This window comes from Rhodococcus huquni, from assembly GCF_055231055.1.
On record NZ_JBUYWE010000001.1, the window covers coordinates 61072 to 85005 of the forward strand.

At 64.1% G+C, this 23934-nt stretch carries 24 protein-coding genes and 3 tRNA genes; 8 read left to right on the forward strand and 19 right to left on the reverse strand.

All coding sequences use genetic code 11. From position 1 onward, the window contains the following. Positions 1-3 precede the first annotated feature (3 nt). The 3 genes from ACZI8R_RS00270 to ACZI8R_RS00280 form a co-directional block, all read right to left on the reverse strand. A complete protein-coding gene (locus tag ACZI8R_RS00270; protein ID WP_463378173.1) occupies positions 4-630 on the reverse strand; it encodes a TetR/AcrR family transcriptional regulator in 627 nt (208 codons plus the stop codon). A 178-nt stretch (positions 631-808) separates the two neighbouring features. Then, a complete protein-coding gene (locus ACZI8R_RS00275) occupies positions 809-1606 on the reverse strand; it encodes an ABC transporter permease (RefSeq protein ID WP_463377568.1) in 798 nt (265 codons plus the stop codon). Further along, positions 1603-2571: an ATP-binding cassette domain-containing protein gene (locus tag ACZI8R_RS00280; protein ID WP_463377569.1), complete on the reverse strand. Its 969-nt coding sequence runs from the start codon at positions 2569-2571 to the stop codon at positions 1603-1605. Before ACZI8R_RS00280 ends, ACZI8R_RS00275 begins: the two co-directional genes overlap by 4 nt. A gap of 92 nt (positions 2572-2663) precedes the next feature. On the opposite strand from ACZI8R_RS00280, the gene ACZI8R_RS00285 reads away from it, so the two are divergent. Continuing rightward, positions 2664-3443 carry a TetR/AcrR family transcriptional regulator gene (locus tag ACZI8R_RS00285; RefSeq protein ID WP_463377570.1) on the forward strand — a complete coding sequence of 260 codons (780 nt, stop codon included), beginning with the start codon at positions 2664-2666 and terminating at the stop codon, positions 3441-3443. Here the strand turns inward: ACZI8R_RS00285 and bcp are convergent, their stop codons facing one another. Then, the gene (bcp, locus tag ACZI8R_RS00290) at positions 3444-3914 is read right to left on the reverse strand and encodes a thioredoxin-dependent thiol peroxidase (protein WP_463377571.1); all 471 of its coding nucleotides are present in this window, start codon (positions 3912-3914) and stop codon (positions 3444-3446) included. A 198-nt stretch (positions 3915-4112) separates the two neighbouring features. Here bcp and ACZI8R_RS00295 point away from each other — a divergent pair, with 198 nt between their 5' ends. Next, complete coding sequence (locus ACZI8R_RS00295) at positions 4113-4334, forward strand: DUF3618 domain-containing protein (protein WP_463377572.1); 222 nt, start codon at positions 4113-4115, stop codon at positions 4332-4334. A gap of 179 nt (positions 4335-4513) precedes the next feature. Here ACZI8R_RS00295 and ACZI8R_RS00300 read toward each other — a convergent pair. Continuing rightward, a tRNA-Lys gene (locus ACZI8R_RS00300) sits at positions 4514-4586 on the reverse strand. Between the two features lie 265 nt (positions 4587-4851). Between ACZI8R_RS00300 and ACZI8R_RS00305 the strand changes: the two genes are divergently transcribed. Next, on the forward strand, positions 4852-6105 hold the full coding sequence (locus ACZI8R_RS00305; protein WP_463377573.1) for a L,D-transpeptidase: 1254 nt from the start codon (positions 4852-4854) through the stop codon (positions 6103-6105). A gap of 48 nt (positions 6106-6153) precedes the next feature. Here ACZI8R_RS00305 and ACZI8R_RS00310 read toward each other — a convergent pair. Together ACZI8R_RS00310 and orn are read right to left on the reverse strand one after the other, a co-directional pair. Then, positions 6154-6229, reverse strand: a tRNA-His gene (locus ACZI8R_RS00310). A gap of 85 nt (positions 6230-6314) precedes the next feature. Then, positions 6315-6914, reverse strand: a complete 600-nt coding sequence (orn, locus tag ACZI8R_RS00315) for an oligoribonuclease (protein WP_463377574.1) — start codon at positions 6912-6914, stop codon at positions 6315-6317. A gap of 120 nt (positions 6915-7034) precedes the next feature. On the opposite strand from orn, the gene ACZI8R_RS00320 reads away from it, so the two are divergent. Further along, a complete protein-coding gene (locus tag ACZI8R_RS00320; protein WP_463377575.1) occupies positions 7035-8771 on the forward strand; it encodes a helicase HerA-like domain-containing protein in 1737 nt (578 codons plus the stop codon). Between the two features lie 57 nt (positions 8772-8828). Here ACZI8R_RS00320 and cmrA read toward each other — a convergent pair whose 3' ends face one another. From cmrA to ACZI8R_RS00335, 3 genes are read right to left on the reverse strand one after another with little or no spacing between them, the layout of a single operon-like run. After that, positions 8829-9635, reverse strand: coding sequence for a mycolate reductase (gene cmrA / locus ACZI8R_RS00325; protein ID WP_463377576.1), 807 nt, complete (start codon positions 9633-9635; stop codon positions 8829-8831). Positions 9636-9654: 19 nt separating this feature from the next. Continuing rightward, positions 9655-11679, reverse strand: coding sequence for an FAD-dependent oxidoreductase (locus tag ACZI8R_RS00330; RefSeq protein WP_463377577.1), 2025 nt, complete (start codon positions 11677-11679; stop codon positions 9655-9657). A 56-nt stretch (positions 11680-11735) separates the two neighbouring features. After that, on the reverse strand, positions 11736-12263 hold the full coding sequence (locus tag ACZI8R_RS00335; protein ID WP_463377578.1) for a PadR family transcriptional regulator: 528 nt from the start codon (positions 12261-12263) through the stop codon (positions 11736-11738). Positions 12264-12370: 107 nt separating this feature from the next. On the opposite strand from ACZI8R_RS00335, the gene ACZI8R_RS00340 reads away from it, so the two are divergent. Beyond that, on the forward strand, positions 12371-13693 hold the full coding sequence (locus ACZI8R_RS00340) for an MFS transporter (protein WP_463377579.1): 1323 nt from the start codon (positions 12371-12373) through the stop codon (positions 13691-13693). Between the two features lie 4 nt (positions 13694-13697). Here the strand turns inward: ACZI8R_RS00340 and ACZI8R_RS00345 are convergent, their stop codons facing one another. Continuing rightward, entirely contained in the window at positions 13698-14558 is an 861-nt protein-coding gene (locus ACZI8R_RS00345) for an alpha/beta fold hydrolase (protein ID WP_463377580.1), read from the reverse strand. 22 nt (positions 14559-14580) lie between these two features. Continuing rightward, positions 14581-15270 carry a TetR family transcriptional regulator gene (locus ACZI8R_RS00350; RefSeq protein WP_463377581.1) on the reverse strand — a complete coding sequence of 230 codons (690 nt, stop codon included), beginning with the start codon at positions 15268-15270 and terminating at the stop codon, positions 14581-14583. 98 nt (positions 15271-15368) lie between these two features. Between ACZI8R_RS00350 and ACZI8R_RS00355 the strand changes: the two genes are divergently transcribed. From ACZI8R_RS00355 to ACZI8R_RS00365, 3 genes are read left to right on the forward strand one after another with little or no spacing between them, the layout of a single operon-like run. Further along, positions 15369-16478 (forward strand): ferredoxin reductase, encoded by a 1110-nt coding sequence (locus tag ACZI8R_RS00355; protein WP_463377582.1) that lies wholly within the window; start codon positions 15369-15371, stop codon positions 16476-16478. 48 nt (positions 16479-16526) lie between these two features. Then, positions 16527-17696, forward strand: coding sequence for a fatty acid desaturase family protein (locus tag ACZI8R_RS00360; RefSeq protein WP_463377583.1), 1170 nt, complete (start codon positions 16527-16529; stop codon positions 17694-17696). Positions 17697-17709: 13 nt separating this feature from the next. Next, entirely contained in the window at positions 17710-17958 is a 249-nt protein-coding gene (locus tag ACZI8R_RS00365) for a hypothetical protein (protein ID WP_463377584.1), read from the forward strand. Positions 17959-17962: 4 nt separating this feature from the next. Here the strand turns inward: ACZI8R_RS00365 and ACZI8R_RS00370 are convergent, their stop codons facing one another. The 7 genes from ACZI8R_RS00370 to ACZI8R_RS00400 form a co-directional block, all read right to left on the reverse strand. Further along, a complete protein-coding gene (locus tag ACZI8R_RS00370; RefSeq protein ID WP_463377585.1) occupies positions 17963-18634 on the reverse strand; it encodes a spermidine synthase in 672 nt (223 codons plus the stop codon). Between the two features lie 48 nt (positions 18635-18682). After that, positions 18683-20026 (reverse strand): NADP-specific glutamate dehydrogenase, encoded by a 1344-nt coding sequence (gene gdhA / locus ACZI8R_RS00375; protein WP_463377586.1) that lies wholly within the window; start codon positions 20024-20026, stop codon positions 18683-18685. A 116-nt stretch (positions 20027-20142) separates the two neighbouring features. Beyond that, positions 20143-21159 carry a YdcF family protein gene (locus ACZI8R_RS00380; protein WP_463377587.1) on the reverse strand — a complete coding sequence of 339 codons (1017 nt, stop codon included), beginning with the start codon at positions 21157-21159 and terminating at the stop codon, positions 20143-20145. Positions 21160-21197: 38 nt separating this feature from the next. After that, on the reverse strand, positions 21198-22688 hold the full coding sequence (locus ACZI8R_RS00385) for a PepSY-associated TM helix domain-containing protein (protein ID WP_463377588.1): 1491 nt from the start codon (positions 22686-22688) through the stop codon (positions 21198-21200). Positions 22689-22839: 151 nt separating this feature from the next. Continuing rightward, positions 22840-23367 (reverse strand): hypothetical protein, encoded by a 528-nt coding sequence (locus tag ACZI8R_RS00390; protein WP_463377589.1) that lies wholly within the window; start codon positions 23365-23367, stop codon positions 22840-22842. Between the two features lie 19 nt (positions 23368-23386). Continuing rightward, positions 23387-23462: transfer RNA gene (locus ACZI8R_RS00395), tRNA-Arg, on the reverse strand. Between the two features lie 57 nt (positions 23463-23519). Continuing rightward, positions 23520-23894, reverse strand: coding sequence for a DUF4345 family protein (locus ACZI8R_RS00400; RefSeq protein WP_463377590.1), 375 nt, complete (start codon positions 23892-23894; stop codon positions 23520-23522). Between the last annotated feature and the right edge of the window lie 40 nt (positions 23895-23934).

Consider the following 23934-nt stretch of genomic DNA (forward strand, 5'->3'; position numbering starts at 1 on the left):
GTCTCAGCCGGGCGAGTCGCCCGGCGTGCGCGACTCCTTCTCTGCGACGAGAAGATACGCGATCATGAGGCGTTTCAACTCGGCAACCGCGCTGTCGTGGCTCTGGTCGTCCTGAACCGAAAAATTCAACATCGAGTAGACGACGTGGACGAGTACCTCGGCCATCATCTTGCGTCGCTCACGCTGGGTATCAGGCGTGAGCGGCGCAAGCATGCGTGAAACCTGTTCGGCGAAAGCCTTTTCGTGAATCGCGCCGGTCGCGCGGGTGGAAGGTGTGGACTGCATCGCCAGCCACACTTCTCTACGTGAGGGGTCGGAGGTCCACAGATTGGACATGTGGTCGACGAAGCTGTTGAGGAATCGGAGCCAGTCGAGGGAAGGGACCTCGCCGTCGAACTGGGCGAGTTCGTGCTGGACGCCCACCAGGTCCTGCCGGTTCAGTTCACAGACGATGACGTACTTGTTCGCGAAGAACTGATACAGCGTCCCGATGGGGACGTCGGCCCGGGACGCGACTTCCTCGCACGTGAACGATTCGAAGCCGACATCCACGAGAAGCTCACGGGACGCCGCGAGGAGCGCATCGAACTTGCGTCGACTGCGCTCCTGCGTCGGGCGGCGGCGCGGCATCAACTCCTGAGGGTCGGATTGCAACTCCAACGCCGGATCGTTGTGACGCGGCACCTTCTTGTCTCCTCGAGGCTCCACGGGCACAGGCTATCGGTCTTCGGCGCCCTGACCGACAACTGTGGCTGTTCATGCCCTGGTGTCGGCGTGCCGACTCATGCCCGACTGTCGGCTCGGCGACTCATGTCCGACTGTCGGCTCGCCGACGGTACGCACTCGTGGCGAACACGAAGCCGACACTCCCGATCCCCACGATCCATGCCACCGCGGTCCACCCGACGCTACCGACCGGGGTGTCCGACAGGAGAGCCCGCAGAGTTTCGATGATCGGGGTCATCGGCTGATGCTCGGCGAAACCGTGCATCCACGTGGGCATCGTCTCGGTCGGCACGAACGCGCTGCTCACGTACGGCAGAAACAGGAATCCGAACGTGAAGCCGCTCGCCGCCTCGGGCGTCCGCGCGAGGATGCCGAGACCAGCGCAGAGGAAGGACAGGGCGGTGACGAAGCCGGCGATCACAGCGATCGCGGCGAGCCAGCCCAGCACGCTCGCAGAGGGCCGGAAGCCCATGACGAGGGCGAGTCCCGTGACCAGAGTGGTGGTGACAAGGTTGCGGACGAGGCTCGCCAGGACATGCCCCGTCAGAACCGAGGATTGCGCGATGTCGAGGGTCCGGAAGCGTGTGACGATGCCTTCGACCATGTCGCTGCACACCGACACCGCGGTGGTCGATGCTCCCCAGGCGGCGCACAGAACGAGGATGCCCGGCACCACGTAGTCGAGGTATTCGGCGCCCGTGTCGATCGCGCCGCCGAAGACGTAGACGAACATCAGCATCAGGAGAAATGGCAAGGCGACCGCGACGATCATCGAATCCGGGCTGCGCAGAGTATGTCTCAGGCTGCGGCGAAGCATGGTCAGCGAGTCCCGGGCAGGGTGCATACGGGACGTTGTGGTGGTGGGGATCGTCGTGGTCATCGTGCGGCCGCCTGTCCGGGGACCTCGACCGTGCTCGGTCGCGTGGTGTCGGTGAGCGCGAAGAACACGTCGTCGAGTGTGGGGGTATGGATTTCGATGCGGGCGACGGTGACCGAGGGATCGAGCGCATCGAGGACTGCTTTGAGGGATGCCACGCTCCCGTCGGTGTCGACTTCGATGGTCGAACGATCGTCGTGGCGAGTGGCGCCGGGCAGGCCACTCACGACTCGCTCGAATTGATCCGGGTCGTCGAAGCCGAGTGCGATGCGTCCACCCGGCACCAGGCGTTTCAATTCGGTCGCGGTCCCCTCCGCGACGATCCTGCCTGCGTCCAGTACCGCGATGCGGTCCGCCAACTCGTCGGCTTCGTCGAGATACTGCGTCGTGAGGAAGACCGTGACGCCGTCTCGTGTCAGTTCGCCGACCACGGTCCACATCTCCCGTCGGCTGCGCGGGTCCAGGCCCGTGGTGGGTTCGTCGAGGAAGAGGATCTCGGGTCTTCCGACGAGGCTCATCGCGATGTCGAGTCGGCGCAGCATTCCACCGGAGTAGGTGCCGGCCCGTCGGTGAGCGGCGGATTCGAGGTCGAAACGTGCTATCAGCTCGGTGGCGCGTCGGTGCCGTTCGTGCTTGCCGAGGTGCTGGAGATCGGCCATCAGAAGCATGTTCTCGAAGCCGGTCAGCAACTTGTCGACCGCCGAGTACTGGCCGGTGAGACTGATCGCCCGCCTGATCGATTGCGGCGAGCGGCCGAGGTCGTGGCCGGCGACGCTCACGTTGCCCTGATCCGGTGGGGTGAGTGTCGACAGTATGTCGACGGTGGTCGTTTTGCCGGCACCGTTGGCGCCGAGCAGCGCGAAGACGCTGCCACGCGGTACCTGGAAACCGATGCCGTCGAGCACGGTGTGGTTTCCGTAGTGCTTGACGAGGTCGGTGACGGCTATTGCCGGGTCGTCGGGGAACATGACACTCCAATACTGTGTAGGTCATATACTGATGTTTACACGGTACACAGTTTTAGAATCATGGCAACACCTCGAGCGGATCGGACTGGGAATTGACGCGAGATCATGGCGATGGGACGCAGGACGCGACAAGCGCACCCGACCTGTCGGCACTTCCGCGCGTCGTGCAGACGGCGTGGGGACTGAATCGCCCGGGAACGCGTGGACCGAAACGCGGACTCAGCGTGGACCGCATCGTCGACGTCGCTGTCGCTGTGGCCGATGGCGAGGGCCTCTCGGCCATCTCGATGGCCAGGGTGGCGAAGGAACTCGGGTTCACGACGATGTCGTTGTATCGCTACGTGGAGAGCAAGGACGATCTGATCGAGCTCATGGTCGACCGCGCGATCGGGCCGCCGCCCGAGTGGGTCCCCACGCTGGGGTGGCGCGAGGCGATCGAGCGTTGTGTCGTCGCGGAGTACGACACCGTGAGTCGTCGTGGATGGTGGCTGGAGTTGCCGATCGGCGCGCCGCCCAGCGGTCCGAACAGCCTGGCGTGGCTCGACCACATGCTGCGCTGCCTCGCGCCCACGGGCCTACCGGAGTCGACCAAGGTGGAACTGGCCCTGAATCTGTCGATGTACGTCATCGGGCGTGCGCGGCTCGCCAAGGAGTTGGCGGCGAATGCGAACTCGCCCGGGGCCATCGATTACGCGACGGCTCTCCCGGTACTGCTGGACAGGTCGACGTACTCCGCCCTTCTTGCAGCTGTGGAATCTCGGGCGTTCGAGGGCGGTGACGACCCGGAGCCGGACGCCTTCCGACTCGGCCTCGATCTGATGCTCGACGGGCTGGAGGAGTTCGTGCGGAAGGCGGGTGAGGTGAGTGCCTAGTCAGACGGACAGGTCGCGTCGCAGCTTCGCGACGTGTCCCGTTGCGCGCACGTTGTACTGAGCGACCTCGATTTTGCCTTCTTCGTCGACGACGAAGGTCGAGCGGATGACGCCCTGCACCACCTTGCCGTACAGCTTCTTCTCTCCGAACGCCCCCCACGCCTCGAGCGTGGACTTCTCCGGGTCGGACAGCAGCGGGAACGTGAGTTCCTCGTTGTCGCGGAACTTCGTGAGCTTCGCGGGCTTGTCGGGGGAGATGCCGACGATGTCGAGCCCGGCGCCGTTCAGATCGGCGAGGTTGTCTCGAAAGTCGCAGGCCTGCTTCGTGCATCCGGGTGTGCTCGCGGCCGGGTAGAAGTACACGATGACCTTGCGTCCCCGGTACGAGCTCAACGACACGTCGTTTCCGTCGGCGTCGGGAAGGGTGAACTCGGGCGCGGTGTCGCCGGGGGCGAGCTTCTTGTCGGTCATCTCGCCAAGGCTAGTCGAGGGAATCGGCACGAGGATGCCGCCGCGCAGGGCGCCGTCAACTACGCTCGGGCCCGAGTGTGCGGTCGATTGCGCGGGTTGCGCGGTACGGTCGTGCACACTGCACGATCGTCGTATTCGTCGAGAGACGGATGCAAGATCTGCATCCCGATACATTCAGTCGAGCCAGTTGGAGGACACGTGCCCAGGGACACCGAGAGCATCGAGCGCGAGATCGAGAACGCCCGGAATCAGCTCGCGAGCACTCTCGACGAGTTGACGGTTCGCGCGAATCCGAAGCGGCTTGTGGAGAACACCAAGCAGACGGTGGCGGCGAAGGTGAACGAGCCCGCGGTCAAATACGGTCTGATCGCAGCCGGCGCGGTAGTCGGGCTGCTGGTGATCCGCAAGATCCTGCGCTGACCGATCTCGGTACCCGTACGGGCCGTTCCGAATGGTTGTCCACTGCGACTTCCGTTCCGGAGCGGCCCGTACGTCGTTTCGAAGGGAGTGGCCAGAAGTCAGGGGCCCGATGAACTGGTGATTCATGTACAAACGGAAAATGCCGTCCTCCCTCGTAATGAGGAAGGACGGCATTTCTGTGCGCCCACAGGGACTCGAACCCCGGACCCAGTGATTAAGAGTCACTTGCTCTACCAACTGAGCTATAGGCGCTCGCTCTTGCGAGACAGAACAGTAGCGGACCCGTTCTCGGGAATGCAAATCACCTGGTGGGGCGTTGGGAGCCGTAACAATCCGGGCGTCGCCGTCGATTGATACTCGAAAGTTACGGCGCCCTTGTCATGTTGATTGGAACGGGCGCCCAGCTGCTGGCATCATTGGTGGTCACACGGTCTCGACGCGCTGATCGTCTCGCGGAGGCGAGGGACGAGCCGGCTGGAACGTGAATTCGGAGCGAGAACGTGAAGTGGGGTTTTCCATGAGTCTGTGGCGCAGTTCGTCAGCGCGTGGCCGAGGTGTGACGTACCTCTCGGGCAACAGGGGAGCGTCTCGAGCGCTGGCAGGTGTGGCCGTGGCTTTGGTGGCGACATTGACGGCCGCAGGCTGTTCGATCGGTTCGGGTGCGTCCAGTGAGGGCCAGGCACCCATCGACTCGAATCCCTTGACCGAGCTCATCAAACCGAAGGTGACGTTGTCCGCACCCGACGGTGCGGTCGGGGTGTCTCCCGGTGCTCCGGTCACGCTGAATGTCGACGACGGGACGTTGGCCGAGGTGATCATGCACAACCAGGACGGGCGAGCCGTCCAGGGTGCGATCGCCCCTGACGGGCTGTCCTGGGTCACCACGGAGCCCCTCGGGTACAACAAGCAGTATTCGGTCGAGGCGAAGGCCAACGGTCTGGGTGGGGCAAGTGTCACCACGTCCTCCTTCACCACCAGTTCTCCAGGGAACGTGACGAAGCCGTACGTCATGCCCGGCGAGGCCAGCGTCGTCGGTATCGGACAGCCCGTCGCGGTGCAGTTCGACGAGAACATCGCAGACCGCAGAGCAGCCGAGGCCGCGATCACCGTGACCACGAACCCTCCGGTCGAGGGTGCGTTCTACTGGGTCAACAACCGTGAGGTCCGATGGCGCCCACAGGCGTATTGGGCGCCCGGCACCAACGTCGACGTGAACGTGAACGTCTACGGCACCGATCTCGGCGACGGCGTGTTCGGTCAGGAGAACGCGCACACCAACTTCAACATCGGCGATGCCGTGATCGCGACCGCAGACGACAACACGAAGCAGGTCACGTTCGAGGTCAACGGTCAGGTCGCGATGACCATGCCGACGTCGATGGGCAAGGACGACACTCCCACGGACAACGGTGTCTACATCATCGGTGACCGATTCGGAGAAATGATCATGGACTCGTCGACGTACGGCGTCGCCGTGAACTCCCCGGAGGGCTACAAGACGCCCGTTCAGTGGGCAACGCGCATGTCGTACAGCGGCATCTTCTTCCACTCCGCTCCGTGGTCGGTGGGGCAGCAGGGCTACTCCAACACGAGCCACGGATGCCTCAACCTGAGTCCCGCCAACGCCAAATGGGTATTCGACAACACCAAGCGCGGCGACATCGTCGTCGTGAAGAACACGGTGGGTGGAACCCTGTCCGGAACCGACGGACTCGGTGACTGGAACATCCCGTGGGAAGTCTGGAAGGCCGGTAACGCCGACAACGCATAGACCCCGAGAACCAAGAATGCCCCCGGTGAAAACCGGGGGCATTCTCTTTGGGGTGAGTGACGGGACTCGAACCCGCGACAGCCAGGATCACAACCTGGTGCTCTACCAACTGAACTACACTCACCATCCGCTTCTGCGGCCACCCGAGGGCAGCAACTTCAGCGAGGAAGATACTAGCGTGCCGAGCACCCGAGAAGCCAATCGGTGTGTCAGGCGGGGCCGATGTCCTTCACGATGGTTGTGATGTCGCTGGTGGAGGGGCCGGGGTCGGCGACGAACGCGGTGCGGCGGTAGTACTCGAGCTCGCGGATGGATTCCTTGATGTCGGCAAGGGCGCGGTGGGCGAGCCCTTTCTCCGGCTGCCCGAAATAGATGCGGGGATACCAACGACGGCACAGTTCCTTGATGGAGCTGACATCGATCATCCGGTAGTGCAGGTGAGCGTCCAGGGCCGGCATGTCCCTGGAGATGAACCCGCGATCGGTCGCGATCGAATTGCCGGCGAGTGGGGCGGCACCCGCGGACGGAACGTGCTCGCGAATGTAGGCGAGCACCTGTTCCTCCGCCTCGGCGAGGGTGACGGTCGACTTCCGCACCTCGTCGGTCAGCCCGGACTTCTCGTGCATTCTGGTCACCACATCAGGCATGTCGGCCAGCGCCTCGTCGTCCGCGTGAATGACGATGTCCACACCGTCACCCAAGATGTTCAGGTCGCTGTCGGTGACGAGAGCTGCAATTTCGATCAGCTTGTCGGTACCGAGTCGGAGACCCGTCATTTCACAATCGATCCACACAAGTTTGTCCTGCACGCACAACACAGTAGCCAAGTCTCCCGGCGGGATAAGGTTTGCGGTGGAACTTTCGCGGGACACACGTACTGCGAGAGACAAAGAATCTGTCCGAGTTTCCGCTCCGAGGAGGGCCCCTGCATGACCGTCGATTCCGAGGGTGGCACTGCAACACCGACGCCGGCCGAGAAGGCCAAGGCCGCACGTGAAGCTGCCGCCGAGGCCGCCCGGGCGGCGGAGGCAGCAGCAGCAGCGGCGGACGCTGCCGAGCGAGAGGCAGTCGAGGCGGAGAAGGCAGAAAAGCCCGGGGCGGACGAGAAGAGCACCGCTCCTTCTGGTGCTGCAGCCGAGATCGCCGCCGGATACGCCTCTGCGGGTGGTGCGCTCGAACTAGGCAGCGTGGTGGTGGGCGGTGCGGTCGATCCCTCGGCCCGAGTACGGATTCCGTTCAAGACACTCAACCGTCACGGCCTGATCGCGGGCGCTACCGGCACCGGCAAGACGAAGACGCTGCAGGGCATTGCCGAACAGTTGTCGGCGGCCGGAATCCCCGTCGTCATGGCAGACGTGAAGGGCGACCTGTCCGGTCTGTCCAAGGCAGGCGAGTCCAACGACGCCGTCACGAAGCGCGCCGCGGAGACCGGCGACGACGCGTGGACTCCGACGGGCGTTCCCGTCGAATTCCTGTCGCTGGGAACCGAGGGAATCGGTGTTCCGGTGCGCGCGACCATCACGGCATTCGGACCCATTCTGCTCAGTAAGGTTCTGGGGCTGAACAACACTCAGGAATCGACGCTCGGGCTGATCTTCCACTGGGCCGATACCCAAGGGCTCGCTCTGCTCGATCTCAAAGACCTGCGCTCGGTGATCGCCCACCTCACGAGCGACGAGGGCAAGGCCGACCTGAAGGGGATCGGCGGCGTGTCCTCGGCAACCGCAGGCGTCATTCTGCGTGCACTGGTCAACCTCGAGGCCGACGGCGGCGACACTTTCTTCGGAGAGCCCGAACTCGAGACCGAAGACCTGCTCCGAGTGGTCGACGGCGCCGGAGTCGTGACGCTCTTCGAACTGGGTGCGCAGGCGGCGCGTCCTGCATTGTTCTCCACATTCCTCATGTGGGTCCTGGCCGACCTGTTCCAGACGCTGCCCGAGGAAGGGGATCTGGACAAGCCCAAGCTCGTCTTCATCTTCGACGAGGCGCACCTTCTCTTCGCGGATGCATCCAAGGCCTTCCTCGAGCAGATCGAGCAGACCGTGAAGTTGATCCGGTCCAAGGGTGTCGGTGTGTTCTTCTGCACCCAGCTGCCCACCGACGTGCCCAATGCCGTGCTGTCGCAGCTCGGCGCGCGAGTGCAGCACGCGCTGCGCGCATTCACGCCAGACGACCAGAAGGCGCTCACCAAGACCGTCCGCACCTACCCGAAGAGCAAACACTACGACCTCGAGGAAGCCCTCACCACCTTGGGGACGGGTGAGGCCGTCGTGACCGTGCTTTCGGAAACCGGCGCGCCTACTCCAGTGGCGTGGACCAAGATCCGTCCGCCGCGCTCACTGATGGACACCATCGGAAACGACGCCATCACCGAGGCTGCCAAGGCGAGCGGTCTGTTCGGGAAGTACGGCGAGAGCATCGATCGTGAGTCGGCATACGAGAAGCTGACGGCAAAGGTGGCGGGTGCGCCGGCTTCCGATGACACGGATCTGCCTCCGCTTCCGCCTCAGCAGGACACCGCACCGCCCGCCCAGGACGACGGACCGAACCTTGCGCAGCAAGTCCTCGGGAACACGGCGGTGAAGGGATTCCTCCGGTCTGCGGCCTCCGCAGCGGGACGGGAGATCAGCCGGAGCATCTTCGGCACCGGCCGCCGTCGGCGCTAGACGTGGCCAACCCGCCCGGCCGGGCCTGACTCGCTCGGCCGGGCGGGTTGGCGGCACTCAGTCGTCGCCGAGCTTCTTGTAGAAGGTGCCCACGATGGGGGCCACGACGGCGCGCGGGCTGTACTGGCCGGCCACGGACATGGCCTTGCTGATCAGCCCCGGGACGACGCGCATCTTGTTGCTCGACAATCCGTCGAGCGACACCTTCGCGGTGTGCTCGCTCGAGATCCACAGGAAGTCCGGTACGAGCTTGTCGACGATCGAGGCATCCGCCGCGTCGGGGATCTCGGTACGCACAGGGCCGGGAGCCAAGAGAGTGACGTTCACGCCGGTTCCCTTGAGTTCCCCACGCAGTGATTCCGAGAAGGTATTCACGAATGCCTTCGACGCCGCGTAGGTGGCATTGTTCGGAATCGGCATGTTGCCCGCCGCCGATCCGACCATCAGGATCGCGCCGGATCCGCGGGCGACCATCCCGGGAAGAACAGCGAGAGTGAGGTCGTGAACCGCCACGGCGTTGAGTTCCACCTGGGCGCGTTCGTACGACGGATCGAGCTCGGCGACCGGGCCGAACGTGGCGATGCCCGCGTTGTTGCACAGCACGCTGATCTCTCGCCCGGACAGTTCGTCGACGAGCTCGGTCCGCTGGTCGCGGTCGGACAGATCGCACGCCCGAACCTCCACCTCCACACCGTGCTTGCCCCGGAGGGTGGCCGCCAGTCCTTCCATGACTTCACCGCGTCGGGCCACGAGAACGAGCGAGTGACCACGGGCGGCGAGGTCGACGGCAAGCGCCTCGCCGATCCCGGAGGATGCTCCGGTGACGACGGCGCGGGCTGTGGAGGCGGGGTTCGGCAGGCTCACGGTGAGCCAGCGTAACGGGTCACAATCGGGCGGCGAGGCGCGTGCCCTGCTCGATGGCACGCTTGGCGTCGAGTTCGGCCGCGACGTCCGCGCCGCCGATCACATGGGTGACGACCCCGGCCACGGTCAATTCGTCCACGAGATCGCGAACCGACTCCTGACCTGCGCACACCACGATGTTGTCCACCTCGAGGACGCGGGGGTTCTCGTGCTTCTCACCGAAGGTGATGTGGAGGCCCGTATCGTCGATTCGCTCGTAGTTGACGCCTGAAAGTTGGTGTACGCCCTTCGCCTTCAGCGCTGCGCGGTGCACCCATCCGGTGGTCTTCGCCAAGCCGGCTCCGATGCGTCCTGTCTTGCGTTGCAGCAGATAGACCTCACGCGGCGACGCGGTGGGCACCGGCGTCGTGAGAGCACCCGCAGCCGCTTCCGGTTCGGTGACGCCCCATTCCTGCTTCCATTCCTTCACATCGAGCGTCGGTGACGACTCGTGGGTGAGGAACTCGCTCACGTCCACGCCGATACCGCCCGCACCGATGACAGCCACCGAACTTCCGACCGGCTTGCCCCCGCGAACGACCTCGGGGTAGGTGAGCACCTTCGGGTTCTCGATGCCGGGAATCGCGGGCAATCGTGGTGTGACGCCGGTGGCGAGAACGGCCTCGTCGAACCGGCCGACGAGATCGTCGGTCGTCACTCGGGTGCCGAGTCGAACATCGACCCCCGCCCGCGCGAGTTGCCTGTCGTAGTAGCGGATCGTCTCGGCGAACTCCTCCTTGCCGGGGATTCTCTTGGCGATTCCGAACTGGCCGCCGATCTCGGAATCCGCTTCGAAGAGGGTGACCGTGTGACCGCGCTGAGCGAGATTCAATGCGGCCGACAGACCGGCCGGTCCCGCTCCGACGACCGCGATGTTCTTGGTGATTCGGGTGGGGGAGAGGACCAGCTCGGTCTCCCGGCCAGCACGCGGATTGAGGAGGCAGGAGACGTGCTTGTTCACGAAAGCGTGATCGAGGCACGCCTGGTTGCATGCAATGCAGGTGTTGATCTCGTCGGCCGCGTCCGCTGCGGCCTTCCGGACCCAGTCGGGGTCGGCGAGCATGGGGCGTGCCATCGAGATCAATTGCGCATCACCGCGTTCGAGGATCTCTTCGGCGGTTTGGGGCATGTTGATGCGGTTGGATGCCGCCACAGGAATGGAGACGTGCTTCTCGAGCTTGCCGGTGATGTCGGCGAACGCTGCGCGCGGAACGGAGGTGACGATCGTGGGAACTCGCGATTCGTGCCAGCCGATATCGGTGTTGATGATGGTGGCTCCGGCGGCCTCGACTTCCTGGGCCAGAGCAACGATCTCGTCCCAGGTCTGACCGTCTTCGACGAGGTCGGCCATGGAGAGTCGAAACAGGATGATGAAGTTCTCGCCGACTGCGGCGCGGGTGTCCCGCACGATCTCGACGGCGATTCGGCGACGGTTCTCGGATGTGCCGCCCCAGCGGTCCTTACGCTTGTTGGTACGCGCGCAGAGGAACTGGTTGATGAAGTAGCCTTCACCGCCCATGACCTCGACTCCGTCGTATCCGGCGGACTGGGCCAGCCGGGCACACCGGACGAAGTTGCGAATCTGGCGACGCACACCGCGGTCGGTCAGCTTTCGCGGTCGAAACGGATTGATCGGAGCCTTGATCGAGGAGGCCGACACGCTGAGCGGTTGGTAGCTGTAGCGACCGGCATGCAGGATCTGCAGCGCGATCTTTCCGTCGGCGGCGTGCACGGCGTCGGTGATACGGCGATGTCGGGCGGCCTCGGCTCGATTGGTGAGCTTCGCGCCGAACGGTAGGAGCCAGCCGGTCCGGTTGGGTGCGTAGCCGCCGGTCACGATCAATCCGACTCCGCCGCGGGCTCGTTCGGCGAAGTACTCGGCCAGACGAGGCACGTTCTTCGCGCGATCTTCGAGGCCCGTGTGCATCGAACCCATGATCACTCGGTTCTTCAACGTCGTGAATCCGAGATCGAGCGGGGACAGCAAGTGTGGATAGGAGGACATGTACGGGCCTTTCACTGAAGAACTGAGGTTCGCGGGGGTCGACCTGGTCGGCGGCGTCACAGAATTTCGAGGACCTCCCTGCACCAATCGGCGAAGCCTTCCTCGACTCGAAACCCGCCCCGTAGAACCAGGTACTGGTGCAATTCGGAACCGGTCAGCCGGTCGGGCTCGGGGAAATCGCGCTTCTGGACCTGGCGATAGATCTCCAGTCGCTGCGAGTGTTCGTCCAGATGACGCTCGAATTCGGCTCGCACTGCACCTACATCGCCGTGCGTCGCGCCTCGCAGTTTGACCGCGAGATCGTCACGAAGATGTCCGACCGTCGTCGGTTCGGCGATCCACCGGTGGAGTTCGGCCCGTCCGGTCGCGCTCACGTCGTACACGATCTTGTCGGGGCGCCCGTCCTGCGCGACGGTCTCGCTCACGACCCATTCGGAGCCCTCCATCCGCTTCAGGACCCGATAGATCTGCTGATGACTGGCATTCCAGAAATAACCGATCGACTTGTCGAATCGACGAGCGAGTTCGTATCCGGACCCGGCCTGTTCGGACAGGGAGACGAGCAGTGCATGTTCGAGTGCCACGACTCCAGTATCTATGCAACGAGGTGTATATGCAACGTGATGCACCATGGGCCGTTCGGGGGTGTCGAAAGCGGGCCCGGACCTCGCTGTTCGTCTAGGCTCCCGCCATGACTTCAGATGTCGTCGGTGTCGCCACCACGCGCAAGCAAGTGGTGGCATGGGGTCTGTGGGACTGGGGATCTGCCGCCTTCAATGCGGTGATTCTGACCTTCGTGTTCTCGGTCTATCTCACCGATGCGGTGGGTGACGATCTTCCGGGAAGTGTGTCGGCCAGTACCTGGCTCGGCTGGTCGCTGGGCATCGCCGGATTCGTCATCGCCGTCACTGCCCCGGTCACCGGGCAACGTTTCGACGCGACCGGCCGACGCAAATGGGCACTGGGCCTGCTCACCTTCGCGACCGTCGGGTGTATGGCGGGGATGTTCTTCGTCCGCGACACGTATCAGTACCTGTGGATCGGGCTTGTTCTGCTCGCGGCCGGATCGGTGATCTTCGAACTGGCCAACGTCCCGTACAACGCGATGCTGAGGCAGGTGTCCACGCCGTCGAACATCGGGCGGGTGTCCGCTTTCGGCTGGGCGATGGGGTATTTCGGTGGCATCGTGCTGCTCTTGCTCTGCTACTTCGGCTTCATCTCGGGTGATGGCGACACCCGTGGAGTCCTCGGTCTGACTACCGATGGCGGGTTGAACATCCGTTTGGTAGCGCTGCTCGCGGCGGTGTGGTTCGCCGTCTTCACGGTGCCCGTCCTCCTGAAGGTTCCGGAATTGCCGCGCACGAATGCCGATCCGGGCGCGGCGAAGGCGGGAATAGTCGAGTCGTACCGGGTGCTGTGGCGCGATCTGCGGGAGCTGTGGGCAACGGATCGGCGCACTGTCCACTTCCTGATCGCCAGCGCGCTGTTCCGGGACGGGCTGGCGGGTGTCTTCACGTTCGGCGCGGTGTTGGCCGTCAACGTCTACGAAATCGCTGCCGCCGACGTGCTCCTGTTCGGCGTTGCAGCCAACGTCATCTCGGCGATCGGCGCGCTCGTCGCCGGCCGGTTCGACGACCGAATCGGGCCCAAGTCCGTCATCGTGTTCTCGCTCGTGTCGATGGTCGTGGTCGGAGTGGTTCTGATCTCTGTGTCGGGCCCCGGCATGTTCTGGATCTTCGGCCTGTTGTTGTGTCTCTTCGTGGGGCCGGCGCAGTCGTCGGCCCGCACCTTCCTCGCTCGCATCACACCACCCGGTCGTGAAGGTCAGATGTTCGGTCTCTACGCGACCACCGGGCGAGCGGTGTCTTTCCTGTCACCCACGCTGTTCGGCTTCTTCGCCTGGTGGTTCGGCGCCGACCGGGCGGGAATCGTGGGCCTACTGATCGTTCTGGCGATCGGACTGCTCGCGCTGGTTGCGGTGCGGGCGCCCGAGCGCGAGCCGGAACTCAGCTGACGCGTCAGCGCATTCCTACGCGCGAGAGGATCGCGTCGGCGAGTGAATCCGGGCGCTCTTCCGGAATCCAATGAGATGCACCGCGGAAGATGTCGAACTCGTACGGAGCGTCGACGAACTCGCCACACCGCTCGGCTCCCGCCCTGCCCATCGCGAGGTCTTCCGTGCCCCACACATAGGTGGTCGGAACTGTGACGGGCGGCAGTTGGTCCATTTCGCGCGTCATCGCGCGGTACCAGTTGAGCGCGGCGGTGAGTGCGCCGGGCTCACTGAGTAGTCGGACGTGTTCTTCGACCTGCTCCGTGGGAACCACACCCCCGAACATGGCCCGGAGTGCGCTCGAATCATCGCGTAGGAGAACGTGTTCGGCCTTGCCCTCCTGCCTGAAGAGAGTGAAGTACGAGGACCGCTCTTGCTGGTCGGGGTCTTCGCGGACTGCCCATCCGAATGCGGAGGGGTGTGGAATCGAGACAGTGGTCAACGAAAGGATTCGGTGCGGGTTGCGGCCCGCGACGACCCATGCGACAACGGCACCCCAGTCGTGGCCGACCAGGTGGGCCCTCCGGATATCGAGCGCATCGAGCAGTCCCACGATGTCGGCGGCGAGAAGTTCGGTCCGATAGGCGTCGACTCCTTCGGGACGGGCGCCGGGGGAGTAGCCGCGCTGATTCGGGGCGTAGACACGAAGGCCGGCACCGGCGAGGTGAGCGGCAACCTCGGACCACGAGGCCGAGGTCTCGGGAAAGCCGTGCAGCAGGACGATGGGTGTGCCGTCCGCCGGGCCATTCACGGCAACGTCGAACGTGAGGTCGTCGACGGTGACCTGGGTGAGTGTGGTGTCGTACGAACCGGTCTCGTCTGTCATGGCACCAGGCTACGAGGCGACTTCAGGAACCGGAAGGGTTCCACGCCCCCATTCCCAGCATGACGAGGCGCAATTGCTTCTCGGCGCGCCGGGATATTTCCTTCTCTGTCCGTCCGTTCGGCTGATGCGACTCGAGGAGATCGACGACTGCGGAGAACATCGCGGAGACGGTGAGGTCCGCTGCCATCTCCAGGTCTTCCGCGCTCCAGGTGCCGAGTCCGGGCATCCGGGACAGGTCGGTCGTCAACTCGCTGACGAACAACGTCATCTCCAGCCCGATTGCTCGTCGGAGCTCGGGCACGCCGCCATATCGTTCGCGGCTGAGGAAGCGGAACTGTGCCTCGTGTGAGCGGACCTGTCGCACCAGGATGTCGAGCGAATCGCCGGCGCTCTTGGCGCCCTTGCTGCGTCGTGCGTCGCGGAGCATCTGCCGCAGCATCCGCATGCTTTCTTCGACCAGGACGACGCCGAGCTCTTCGAGTGAGGCGAAGTGTCGGTAGAAGGCCGTGGGCACGATTCCCGCGGTTCTGGCGACCTCGCGCAGGCTCAGGCTGGCGAAGGTGCGGTCGGCGAGCAGTTCGAGCGTGCCGTCCAACAATGCGGCCCGCGTTCTTTCCTTGCGCACTGCGCGGCTTTCCGGCTGGATTCCCGCGGCGCTGTCCGTCCTGCTCACGTGAGCGAGTGTAGGCCGCGCCGCGCCTCCGGTGGACATCGACCGAAATCACAGTGCTCACGTCTTGACAACTTCATGTGTCCACGTGTCACACTATTACCGGTGTACAGGTGTGCACTCAAAGTTCGGAGGTTGTGATGGCCGTGATCAACAAGGGTCGTGACGCGAAGCCACGTCGCTTCTCGTTGGTGTCGCTGTTCGAAGCGATGGCGACGCCGCACGCTCTCGACCGCTACCTGGAACTGGTGGATCCCATGACCACCGTGCGGGACTTGCGCGGGAAGGTCGAGTCGGTAGAGCGATCCACCTCGGACACAGTGACCCTGACCATTCGTCCCACGCGTCAGTGGCGAGGATTCAGCGCCGGGCAATATGTGCAGGTGGGAGTCGTTATCGACGGCGTTCGCCATACTCGCTGCTATTCGCCTGCGGGGTCGGCCGACGAGCGGGGCGGCGCTATCGAACTGACGATCAAGGCACACCCGGAGGGTCTCGTCTCCCAGTACCTCCATCGCAACGCGCAGCCGGGACTCATGGTCGATCTTTCCCAGGCCGCGGGCGAATTCGTTCTCCCGTCACCCCGCCCCGGCCGAATGGTGCTGATCAGCGGTGGCAGCGGCATCACGCCGCTGATGGCGATGGTGCGCACTCTCGTGGCCGAAGGATATTCCGGCGAGGTCACGTTCGTGCACTACGCGTACACCGAGAAGGACGTCGCTTACCGCACGCAACTCGACGAGATCGCTGCGGCGAATCCCAACGTGAACGTCGTCTACGCGTACACCGACGATGCGGAAGCCGGGCATCTGAGCGGCTTCTTCGGTCGGCACCATCTGGATGCCGTAGCGCCGTGGTTCGAGGACGGCGAGACGTTCTTGTGCGGGCCACCCGGGCTGATGCGCGCCGTGCGCGAGACCTATCGAGAAGTCGGAATCGAAGATCGGCTGCACACCGAGGAGTTCGCGCCGGCAGTGATCGCGGTGGACGGCGAATCCGGTGGCACTCTGTCCTTCACCTCGAGCGGGGTCACTGCCGAGAACGGCGGAAAGACGCTCCTCGAACAGGCAGAGGCGGCCGGTCTCACGCCGGAGTACGGCTGCCGAATGGGGATCTGCTTCTCCTGCACGTCCACCAAGACTTCGGGGTGCACGAAGAACGTGCGCACGGGGGAGGCGGATTCGGAGCCCGACAAGCAGATCCAACTGTGTGTGTCCGTTCCGGTCGGCGACGTGACCGTCGACATCTGACCCTCCCAACTCGTCAACGTTCTCTCCCATCCACGTCTGGAGATCGACATGCTCGGACTTTCGTTTCTTCCCTTCCTGAACGACAGCAGCAAGGAATCCGCGCCGGAGGCCCCGCTCGTACTCACGTACGACCAGGTCGAAGAGTTGGGCCGTGAACTCGACGCCCTCCGCGACCGAGTCGTCGGGGAGCTCGGCGCCGAAGACCGCGAGTACATCTACAAGGTCATCAAGGCGCAGCGCGGTCTCGAAGTTGCCGGCCGTGCATTGATGTACTTCCCGTTCGTCCCACCCGTGTGGCTGGCCGGCGTCGGTTCGCTCGCGCTGTCGAAGATCCTCGACAACATGGAAATCGGCCACAACGTCATGCACGGCCAGTACGACTGGATGCGCGAGCCCGGACTCAACTCCAGGGTGTTCGATTGGGATACGGTCTGCCCGGCCGATCAGTGGAAGCATTCCCACAACTACATGCATCACACCTTCACCAATATTCGTGGCAAAGACCGTGACATCGGCTACGGCATCCTGCGTATGGACGAAGAGCAGAAGTGGAATCCGTACTACCTCGGCAACCCGGTCTACGCCTTCCTCCTGATGACCTTCTTCGAATGGGGCGTCATGCTCCACGACCTCGAAGCCGAGAACATCATTCAGGGCAAGCGCAAGTGGGTCGACGTCAAGCCGCTACTGCAAGGCATGCAGCGCAAGGCCGGTCGTCAGGTCCTCAAGGACTACGTGGTCTTTCCGGCGCTGACCGGTCCGTTCTTCGCTTCCACCCTCGTCGGAAACGTCGCTGCGAACCTCGTCCGCAATGTGTGGACCTACTCGATCATCTTCTGCGGCCATTTCCCGACCGGCGTACAGACGTTCAGCGAGGACGAGACGGCCGACGAGACCAGGGGACAGTGGTACGTCCGGCAGATGCTCGGATCGGCGAACATCGAGGGCAGCGAACTGTTCCACATCATGTCGGGGAATCTGTCGCATCAGATCGAACACCACCTCTTCCCCGATCTGCCGGCGCACCGCTACCCGGAAATGGCGCCCGAGGTGAAGGCGCTGTGCGAGAAGTACTCGTTGCCGTACAACACGGGCGGCTTCTTCTCGCAGATCGGATCGGTCTGGGGAAAGATCTTCAAGTTCGCACTCCCGCCGTTCCTCGTCGGGTCGGAGCAGGTTCCCGGTGTTATCGTCGAACGGCAGAAGTCCGCGGCCTGAGAGGGATTCGACAATGGTGGGGAAGTTCGAACGGCGTAAGGACACCGTCCAGGATTTGACGGAGTCGGCAGCCGGTCACGTGGGCCGGATTGCGACGATCATCACGGGCGCGGTTCGGGACGTGACCCACGAGATCGGTGACTGGATCTCCGACGGCATCGAGATGCGCGATGCGGTCCGAAAGGCCAAAGAAGACGAAGATGCGGACGGCGTCGTGATCGACGCGGACGATTCGGATCCGGAGCCGAATCGTCCGGCGTGAGAACTCAGGCGCACCGAGCTTCGTACAACCAATAGGTTTCCTGGTGCCCTTGGAGATTCACCTCCAAGGGGTGTGGGACCACCGCATCGAACACTTCCGTGAGTGACGACTCGAGTTCGGGTTCCTCGGCGGCGGACCAGACGGTGAGCGCGCCACCCGGGCGCAGAACGGCGCGCGCCTCCGCGAGGAGCCCGGGGCGATAGAGCGAACCGTTGGATTCGTGCACCAGGTATCCAGGCCCGTTGTCGACGTCGAGAAGTACGAGATCGTACGAGGAGTCGGGGGCCTGCTCGAGGGCGTCCGCGACGTCGGCGATGTCCAGTTCGACGCGGTCGTCCGCCAGCATGTCGGGCCCGTGGGGGACGACGCCCTCGCTCATCCAATTCACCAGCGCAGGCTCGATCTCGACGACGGTGCACTCCTGCACTCGCTCGTCCGCGAGCACCTCGTTCATGGTGAATCCCAGGCCGAGCCCGCCCACGAGCACGCGCTGGGGGCTCGCCACGGTTGCCAGGGCAACCGTGGCGAGGGCCCGCTCACTGCTGGTTTCGTGAGTGTCCATCACGAAGATGCCGTTCGCGCGAAGCTCCAGCACGGACGCCTCGTCCGTGCTCCGCTCACGCAACACCAACTCACCGCGCTCGGACTCGGCGCGGGCGATCTCGACGAAGTCCATGCCCGCCATGATGCACCGAAGTGCCCGGCACAGGGCAAGTCGAACGTCTCAGATGACGCCCAGAGCGAGCATCGCATCCGCGACCTTGACGAAGCCGGCGATGTTGGCGCCGTGGACGTAATCGCCCTTGCGTCCGTACTCGTCTGCAGTCTCGATGGTCCGCTGGTGGATGCCACGCATGATGGCGGCGAGACGCTCGTCGGTGTACTCGAATCCCCACGAATCGCGAGACGCGTTCTGCTGCATCTCGAGTGCGGACGTGGCGACACCACCTGCGTTTGCAGCCTTGCCGGGGGCGAAGGCGACGTTGGCATCACGGAACACCTGAATGCCCTGTGGGGTGGTGGGCATGTTGGCGCCCTCGGCAACCGCCACGACACCGTTCTTCACGAGCGTCCGGGCAGCGTCTTCGTCGAGTTCGTTCTGAGTGGCGCAGGGGAGTGCCACCTCGCAGGGAACGTCCCAGATGGATCCACTCTCGACGAACTTGGCGTGGGGAACCTTGTCCGTGTAATCACAGATCCGGCCGCGGTCGACTTCCTTGATCTGCTTGAGCAGATCGAGATCGATGCCCTTTTCGTCGACGATGTAGCCGGACGAGTCGGAGCAGGCGATGGGCAGGCCGCCGAGCTGCTGGACCTTCTCGATCGCGTAGATCGCGACGTTGCCGGAGCCGGAAATGACGACTCGCTTGTTGTCGAGCCCATTGCGCGACGCCTTCAGCATCTCGGCGACGAAGTAGGCCACGCCGTATCCGGTGGCCTCACGGCGAACCTGGGAGCCGCCCCACGTGATGCCCTTGCCGGTCAGAACGCCCGACTCGTACGTATTGGTCAGCCGCTTGTACTGGCCGAACAGGTAGCCGATCTCGCGGCCACCGACTCCGATGTCACCGGCCGGGACGTCGGTGTATTCACCGATGTGCCGGTTCAGCTCGGTCATGAAGGACTGGCAGAAGCGCATGATCTCGGCCTCGGAGCGTCCCTTGGGGTCGAAGTCGGACCCGCCCTTGCCGCCGCCGATGGGCAGACCCGTCAGTGCGTTCTTGAAGATCTGCTCGAATCCGAGGAACTTGACGATGCCGAGGTTGACGCTGGGGTGAAAGCGAAGTCCACCCTTGTAGGGTCCGAGCACGCTATTGTACTGGACCCGGAAACCGCGGTTGACCTGCACATGGCCGTTGTCGTCCGTCCACGGCACTCGGAAGATGATCTGGCGCTCGGGCTCGCAGAGGCGGTCGATGAGGCCCGCGTCTGCGTACTCGGGCTGGACATCGACGACGACCCGAAGAGATTCGAAGACCTCGGCGACAGCCTGATGAAACTCGGGTTCACCGGCGTTGCGGTCGACGACCTGCTTGTAGATCTCTTCCACGCGGTCACGAACGGACACCGCACACCTACCTGTTCCTGTGAGGATTTTGTAACAGCGCGTTCACATAACCACAAGAGGCCTACTACCCGGTACTTCGGGTGCTCGAAACGGACGAGAGAAGACTCACGTCGGGCTCATGCGACGAACCCGGCTACAAGTGTCGGGATGACGAGGAAAGCGATCACCGCGATGTGAATGCGCTTGTGGTAGCTGAGATACGCAGCGAACTCTCGCAGAAATGCGGTCGGCACGTAATACAGGGCGGTGGGCGCACCGACAACTTCCCAGTCGTACCCGAGCGATCGCGCCAAAGATGCAGAACGCAAGACGTGGAAGTTGTTGGTGACCACGACCACCCCGGACGTGCTCTTCCCCTGTCCTTCGAGCAGTCCGTGCGAAAGAACGAGATTCTCGCGAGTGGTGGTCGATCGATCCTCGAGGAGAATTCGGGTGGGTTCCACCCCCTGCTCTTCGAGGTACCGACCCATTGCCGCGGCCTCGGACACGACTTCGTCGGCCCCCTGCCCGCCGGAGGGAACGAACAGGGCATCCTCGCCACGCGCACCGACTTCGAGACTCCGATCGAGACGGCTACGAAGCAACGGCGTCGGGCGGTCGCCGCTGAGCGAGCAACCCAAGGTGACGACAGTGTGCACTCGGTCGAGACGGGGGAGACGCGAGTACAGGAGCGAGTACGCGGTATATCCCGACAACAAGAAGCCCACGTAGATGTACACGGACAAGATGGCGGCGATGACCGCGGCTGTCATCGTGCCGGTGTAGCGGGTGAACTGAACGGCGGCAAGAGCATACAGCGCGAAAGAACCCACACCGAACGCGAGCGGGAGGGCATTCGCGAGTCGAATACCCTCCCTGCGCATCACGACGACGCCGTTCGCGACAGCCGCAGTCGCCACGAGGAGCAGAGCGATCGGGACGAGGACGTAAAGGACACCGCTCGCCATGAGAGTTCCGGCATCCTCGTCGTATCGGTACACCAGAAATGCCGTCGAGAACCACAGCATCACCACTCCGGCGACGATCAACATTCCCGTGGACACGCGCCGCGGTTCCTTACGCACACGCCACACAGCGAGTGCGAGTATCGCGACGGAAGCTGTCCAGATGATTGTGTCGGAATCGACGTGCATCCTGCTCCTCTGTCAATGCTCGGCTTTCCGAAAGGACTCTAACGAGCCTGTGGTGTCGTGGCCGGGCGTCGTCGCCGTGCAGCGAGCCCCAGCGCGATATCCACGACGAGGAAGGCCAGCAGGCTCAGGCCGAGCAGAGGCACGAGCCAGCCCACACCCACCGCGAGCGCGGTCACGGCAGCCAACGTGGCAGGCCGCACCCGGCGCCAGGAGCCTCTCGTCGGCGCCCTGCCCACCAGCCGGTCGCCACGTGAGGGCCGTCGGCGCCACCACATGAGGTATCCGCGAACGATGACGGACAACAGAGCCGCTGCCAGCAGGACGAGGGCAATCTGGCTCACGACCCCGAACAGGATTCCCATGTGCAACGCGATGCCCCAGGAAGCCAGCTTCGCGGCAAGCGGCCAGTCGGCGAATCGAGAGATGTCGGTGACCGATCCGTCCTTTCCGTCGATCGCGATCGAATCGGTGGCGAACTGCCACGGCTGGCGCGTCTCTTCCACCTCGAACGCCGTGTCGTCGCTCTGGGGAATGGAAACCTCCACTTCGCCGGTGACGCCGTGCGATCGGGCCGTGTCGAGGACGGCATCCACGTCAGTGACCGCGGTCTCGTGCGTCGTCGGATTCGGGGCCGCCGGTGCGGAGGCGCCGGGGTGGGAGCCGTGGCCCTCGTGACCGCCGAAGGATTCGGAACCGGTGGATGCGAGTTCGGTATCCACAGCGGGCGTCGTCCAGCTCAGTGCCGAGCGAAGATTCGTGACGTTCTCGCCGGCATACTTCGACCACGTCAGTCCGGTGGCCGAAAGGAACACCAAGCCGACAGCGATCCAGATCCCCGCGACGCCGTGCCAGTTCAGCGTTCGGACGCGGCCGGTAGTGCTCCGGTCGAGCGTCCACAGCCTGGCCGTTCTGCCGTCTCGACGGCGCGCAGCTCGGTACCGCTGGACCCACAGATAGATGCCGCCGAGCGCGATGACCCAGAGCCAGGATGCGGCGAGTTCGCTGTAGATGCGGCCGGGTTCGCCGAGGTGGAGATGTCGATGCAATTGCGAGATCCACGTGCGTACGGGCAGGGCGCCGCCGCTGCCGTACATGACGAGTTCACCCTGTGACTGTGTCGTCACCGGATCGACGAACACGGCGAGCCGCTCGGACTCACCAAGACTTGGGTCGGTGAAGAGGACCTTCGTGGTGTCACCGGCCTCTGCCACCGGCCGGACGGCGTCGACTGTCAGATCAGGGCGGACCTGTTGTGCGGCGCGCACTTGTTCGGCGACGGGAACGGCTGGGCCGGTGCTGTCGACGTGGAGATAGTCGCGGTAGACGATCTGCTCGATCGTCGGTGCGACCGCGTAGAGACCGCCACTGATGGTGGCGAGGACGAGGAACGGTGCGACCAGAATGCCGGCGTAGAAATGCAGTCGCAGGACAAGGGGGCGGAGACTGGTGCGGGTCCCCGGTGGGGCCGAGGAATTGGACGAGGTCGGGCGCGGTTCGATCTTGTCGCGCTCGAGTTCGGGTACGGACATGCGCGTGAAACTCGATTCGATTCCAGCCGAGGACGCAGGCAGGAAGTGCCGACGAACTCGGGGATGAACGCCGCGACACGATGGACGTGTGCGGCGCAAGGAAATGCCGCCGTCCCTGTTCGTGTGGAACGGGATGGCGGAAAGGTGAGATTCAGACGAATGCCGGTGGGCCGCGAGTGCCTGCGGAAGCTCCAGCGAGGACCGAGCGGGACACGTTCGAGTGATAGACCGGCGTCGCGGACCACAGTTCGATCGCGACCGGGTACGGCTTGATCGCAATGCGGACGATCCGCACGAGCGCCCCGAGTACACGAGTGCCTGCGTTTTCCGTGGCGAGGACGAGTACGGCCGTCGCGGCCAGTGCGGCGACGTGCGCGGACAGCATCGAAGCGGAGGGAACAGCGTTGTGAGCGTGGTTCGAGGCCAACGACAAGGTCGTGTGACCGATCACCTGCCCGGTAGCCAGGGTGCCGAGAGTAAAGGGGAGAAGGACCCGGGGAGATCGAACGGCGCCTACGGACAAGCCGAGTGCGGCCGACGCGAGGAGCAGGAGCACGATCGCCCCGTCGTTCGGTGCGGTGCCGCCACCGATACCGTGCGCGGCAACACTCACGGCACCGGAGAGTGCGCCCACGGCAGACCCGCGCAACCGCGCGACGAGGTTCGACCGTGAATTCACCCGCAAACCGTACCGTCTGTGGTGCCCCCGGCAGGATTCGAACCTGCGACCAATGGATTAGAAGGCCATTGCTCTATCCCCTGAGCTACGGAGGCGCGGTGCGAATATTACCCGCCCAGCCGTAGGGGCCCGATCGGGCATCGGTACCGGCGTCAGTCGAAGGCAACTGCGGCGACGAGCATCCCGGCGAGTACCAGTTCGACGATGAAATAGAACCAGACGGGGTAGAAGCGGGCTCTGTCGCCGACGAGGGCGGAGACGATGCGTCCGAACGCCATACCGGCGAGCGCTGCGGCGACGGCGATACAGACACCGATTCTGATGCCCCCGACGTCGGCTGCGGCCAGTACCAATGCAACGGCTGTGGCGACGCCGAAGCCGCCGTAGACCGCACGGACCTCGGTGCGTGAGGTGACGGAGTCTGCTGTGATCGCGAAGGGCGCGACAAGGCGGTGGGGAAGCGCGAGTCCGTAGAGGCCCATGCAGAGGAAGAACAGAGCGACGAGCACGATCGGCACCACTGTCACTTCGAGCCTCCGGATCAGGTGTGGTTTTGCTCTCCCTTGT

Coding starts and splice junctions, on each gene's coding strand:
- ACZI8R_RS00270 (WP_463378173.1), bottom strand. CDS start 630: ATGCCGCGCCGCCGCCCGACGCAGGAGCGCAGTCGACGCAAGTTCGAT.
- ACZI8R_RS00275 (WP_463377568.1), bottom strand. CDS start 1,606: ATGACCACGACGATCCCCACCACCACAACGTCCCGTATGCACCCTGCC.
- ACZI8R_RS00280 (WP_463377569.1), bottom strand. CDS start 2,571: ATGTTCCCCGACGACCCGGCAATAGCCGTCACCGACCTCGTCAAGCAC.
- bcp (WP_463377571.1), bottom strand. CDS start 3,914: ATGACCGACAAGAAGCTCGCCCCCGGCGACACCGCGCCCGAGTTCACC.
- ACZI8R_RS00305 (WP_463377573.1), top strand. CDS start 4,852: ATGAGTCTGTGGCGCAGTTCGTCAGCGCGTGGCCGAGGTGTGACGTAC.
- ACZI8R_RS00320 (WP_463377575.1), top strand. CDS start 7,035: ATGACCGTCGATTCCGAGGGTGGCACTGCAACACCGACGCCGGCCGAG.
- ACZI8R_RS00330 (WP_463377577.1), bottom strand. CDS start 11,679: ATGTCCTCCTATCCACACTTGCTGTCCCCGCTCGATCTCGGATTCACG.
- ACZI8R_RS00340 (WP_463377579.1), top strand. CDS start 12,371: ATGACTTCAGATGTCGTCGGTGTCGCCACCACGCGCAAGCAAGTGGTG.
- ACZI8R_RS00345 (WP_463377580.1), bottom strand. CDS start 14,558: ATGACAGACGAGACCGGTTCGTACGACACCACACTCACCCAGGTCACC.
- ACZI8R_RS00350 (WP_463377581.1), bottom strand. CDS start 15,270: ATGTCCACCGGAGGCGCGGCGCGGCCTACACTCGCTCACGTGAGCAGG.
- ACZI8R_RS00355 (WP_463377582.1), top strand. CDS start 15,369: ATGGCCGTGATCAACAAGGGTCGTGACGCGAAGCCACGTCGCTTCTCG.
- ACZI8R_RS00360 (WP_463377583.1), top strand. CDS start 16,527: ATGCTCGGACTTTCGTTTCTTCCCTTCCTGAACGACAGCAGCAAGGAA.
- ACZI8R_RS00365 (WP_463377584.1), top strand. CDS start 17,710: ATGGTGGGGAAGTTCGAACGGCGTAAGGACACCGTCCAGGATTTGACG.
- ACZI8R_RS00370 (WP_463377585.1), bottom strand. CDS start 18,634: ATGGACTTCGTCGAGATCGCCCGCGCCGAGTCCGAGCGCGGTGAGTTG.
- ACZI8R_RS00380 (WP_463377587.1), bottom strand. CDS start 21,159: ATGCACGTCGATTCCGACACAATCATCTGGACAGCTTCCGTCGCGATA.
- ACZI8R_RS00385 (WP_463377588.1), bottom strand. CDS start 22,688: ATGTCCGTACCCGAACTCGAGCGCGACAAGATCGAACCGCGCCCGACC.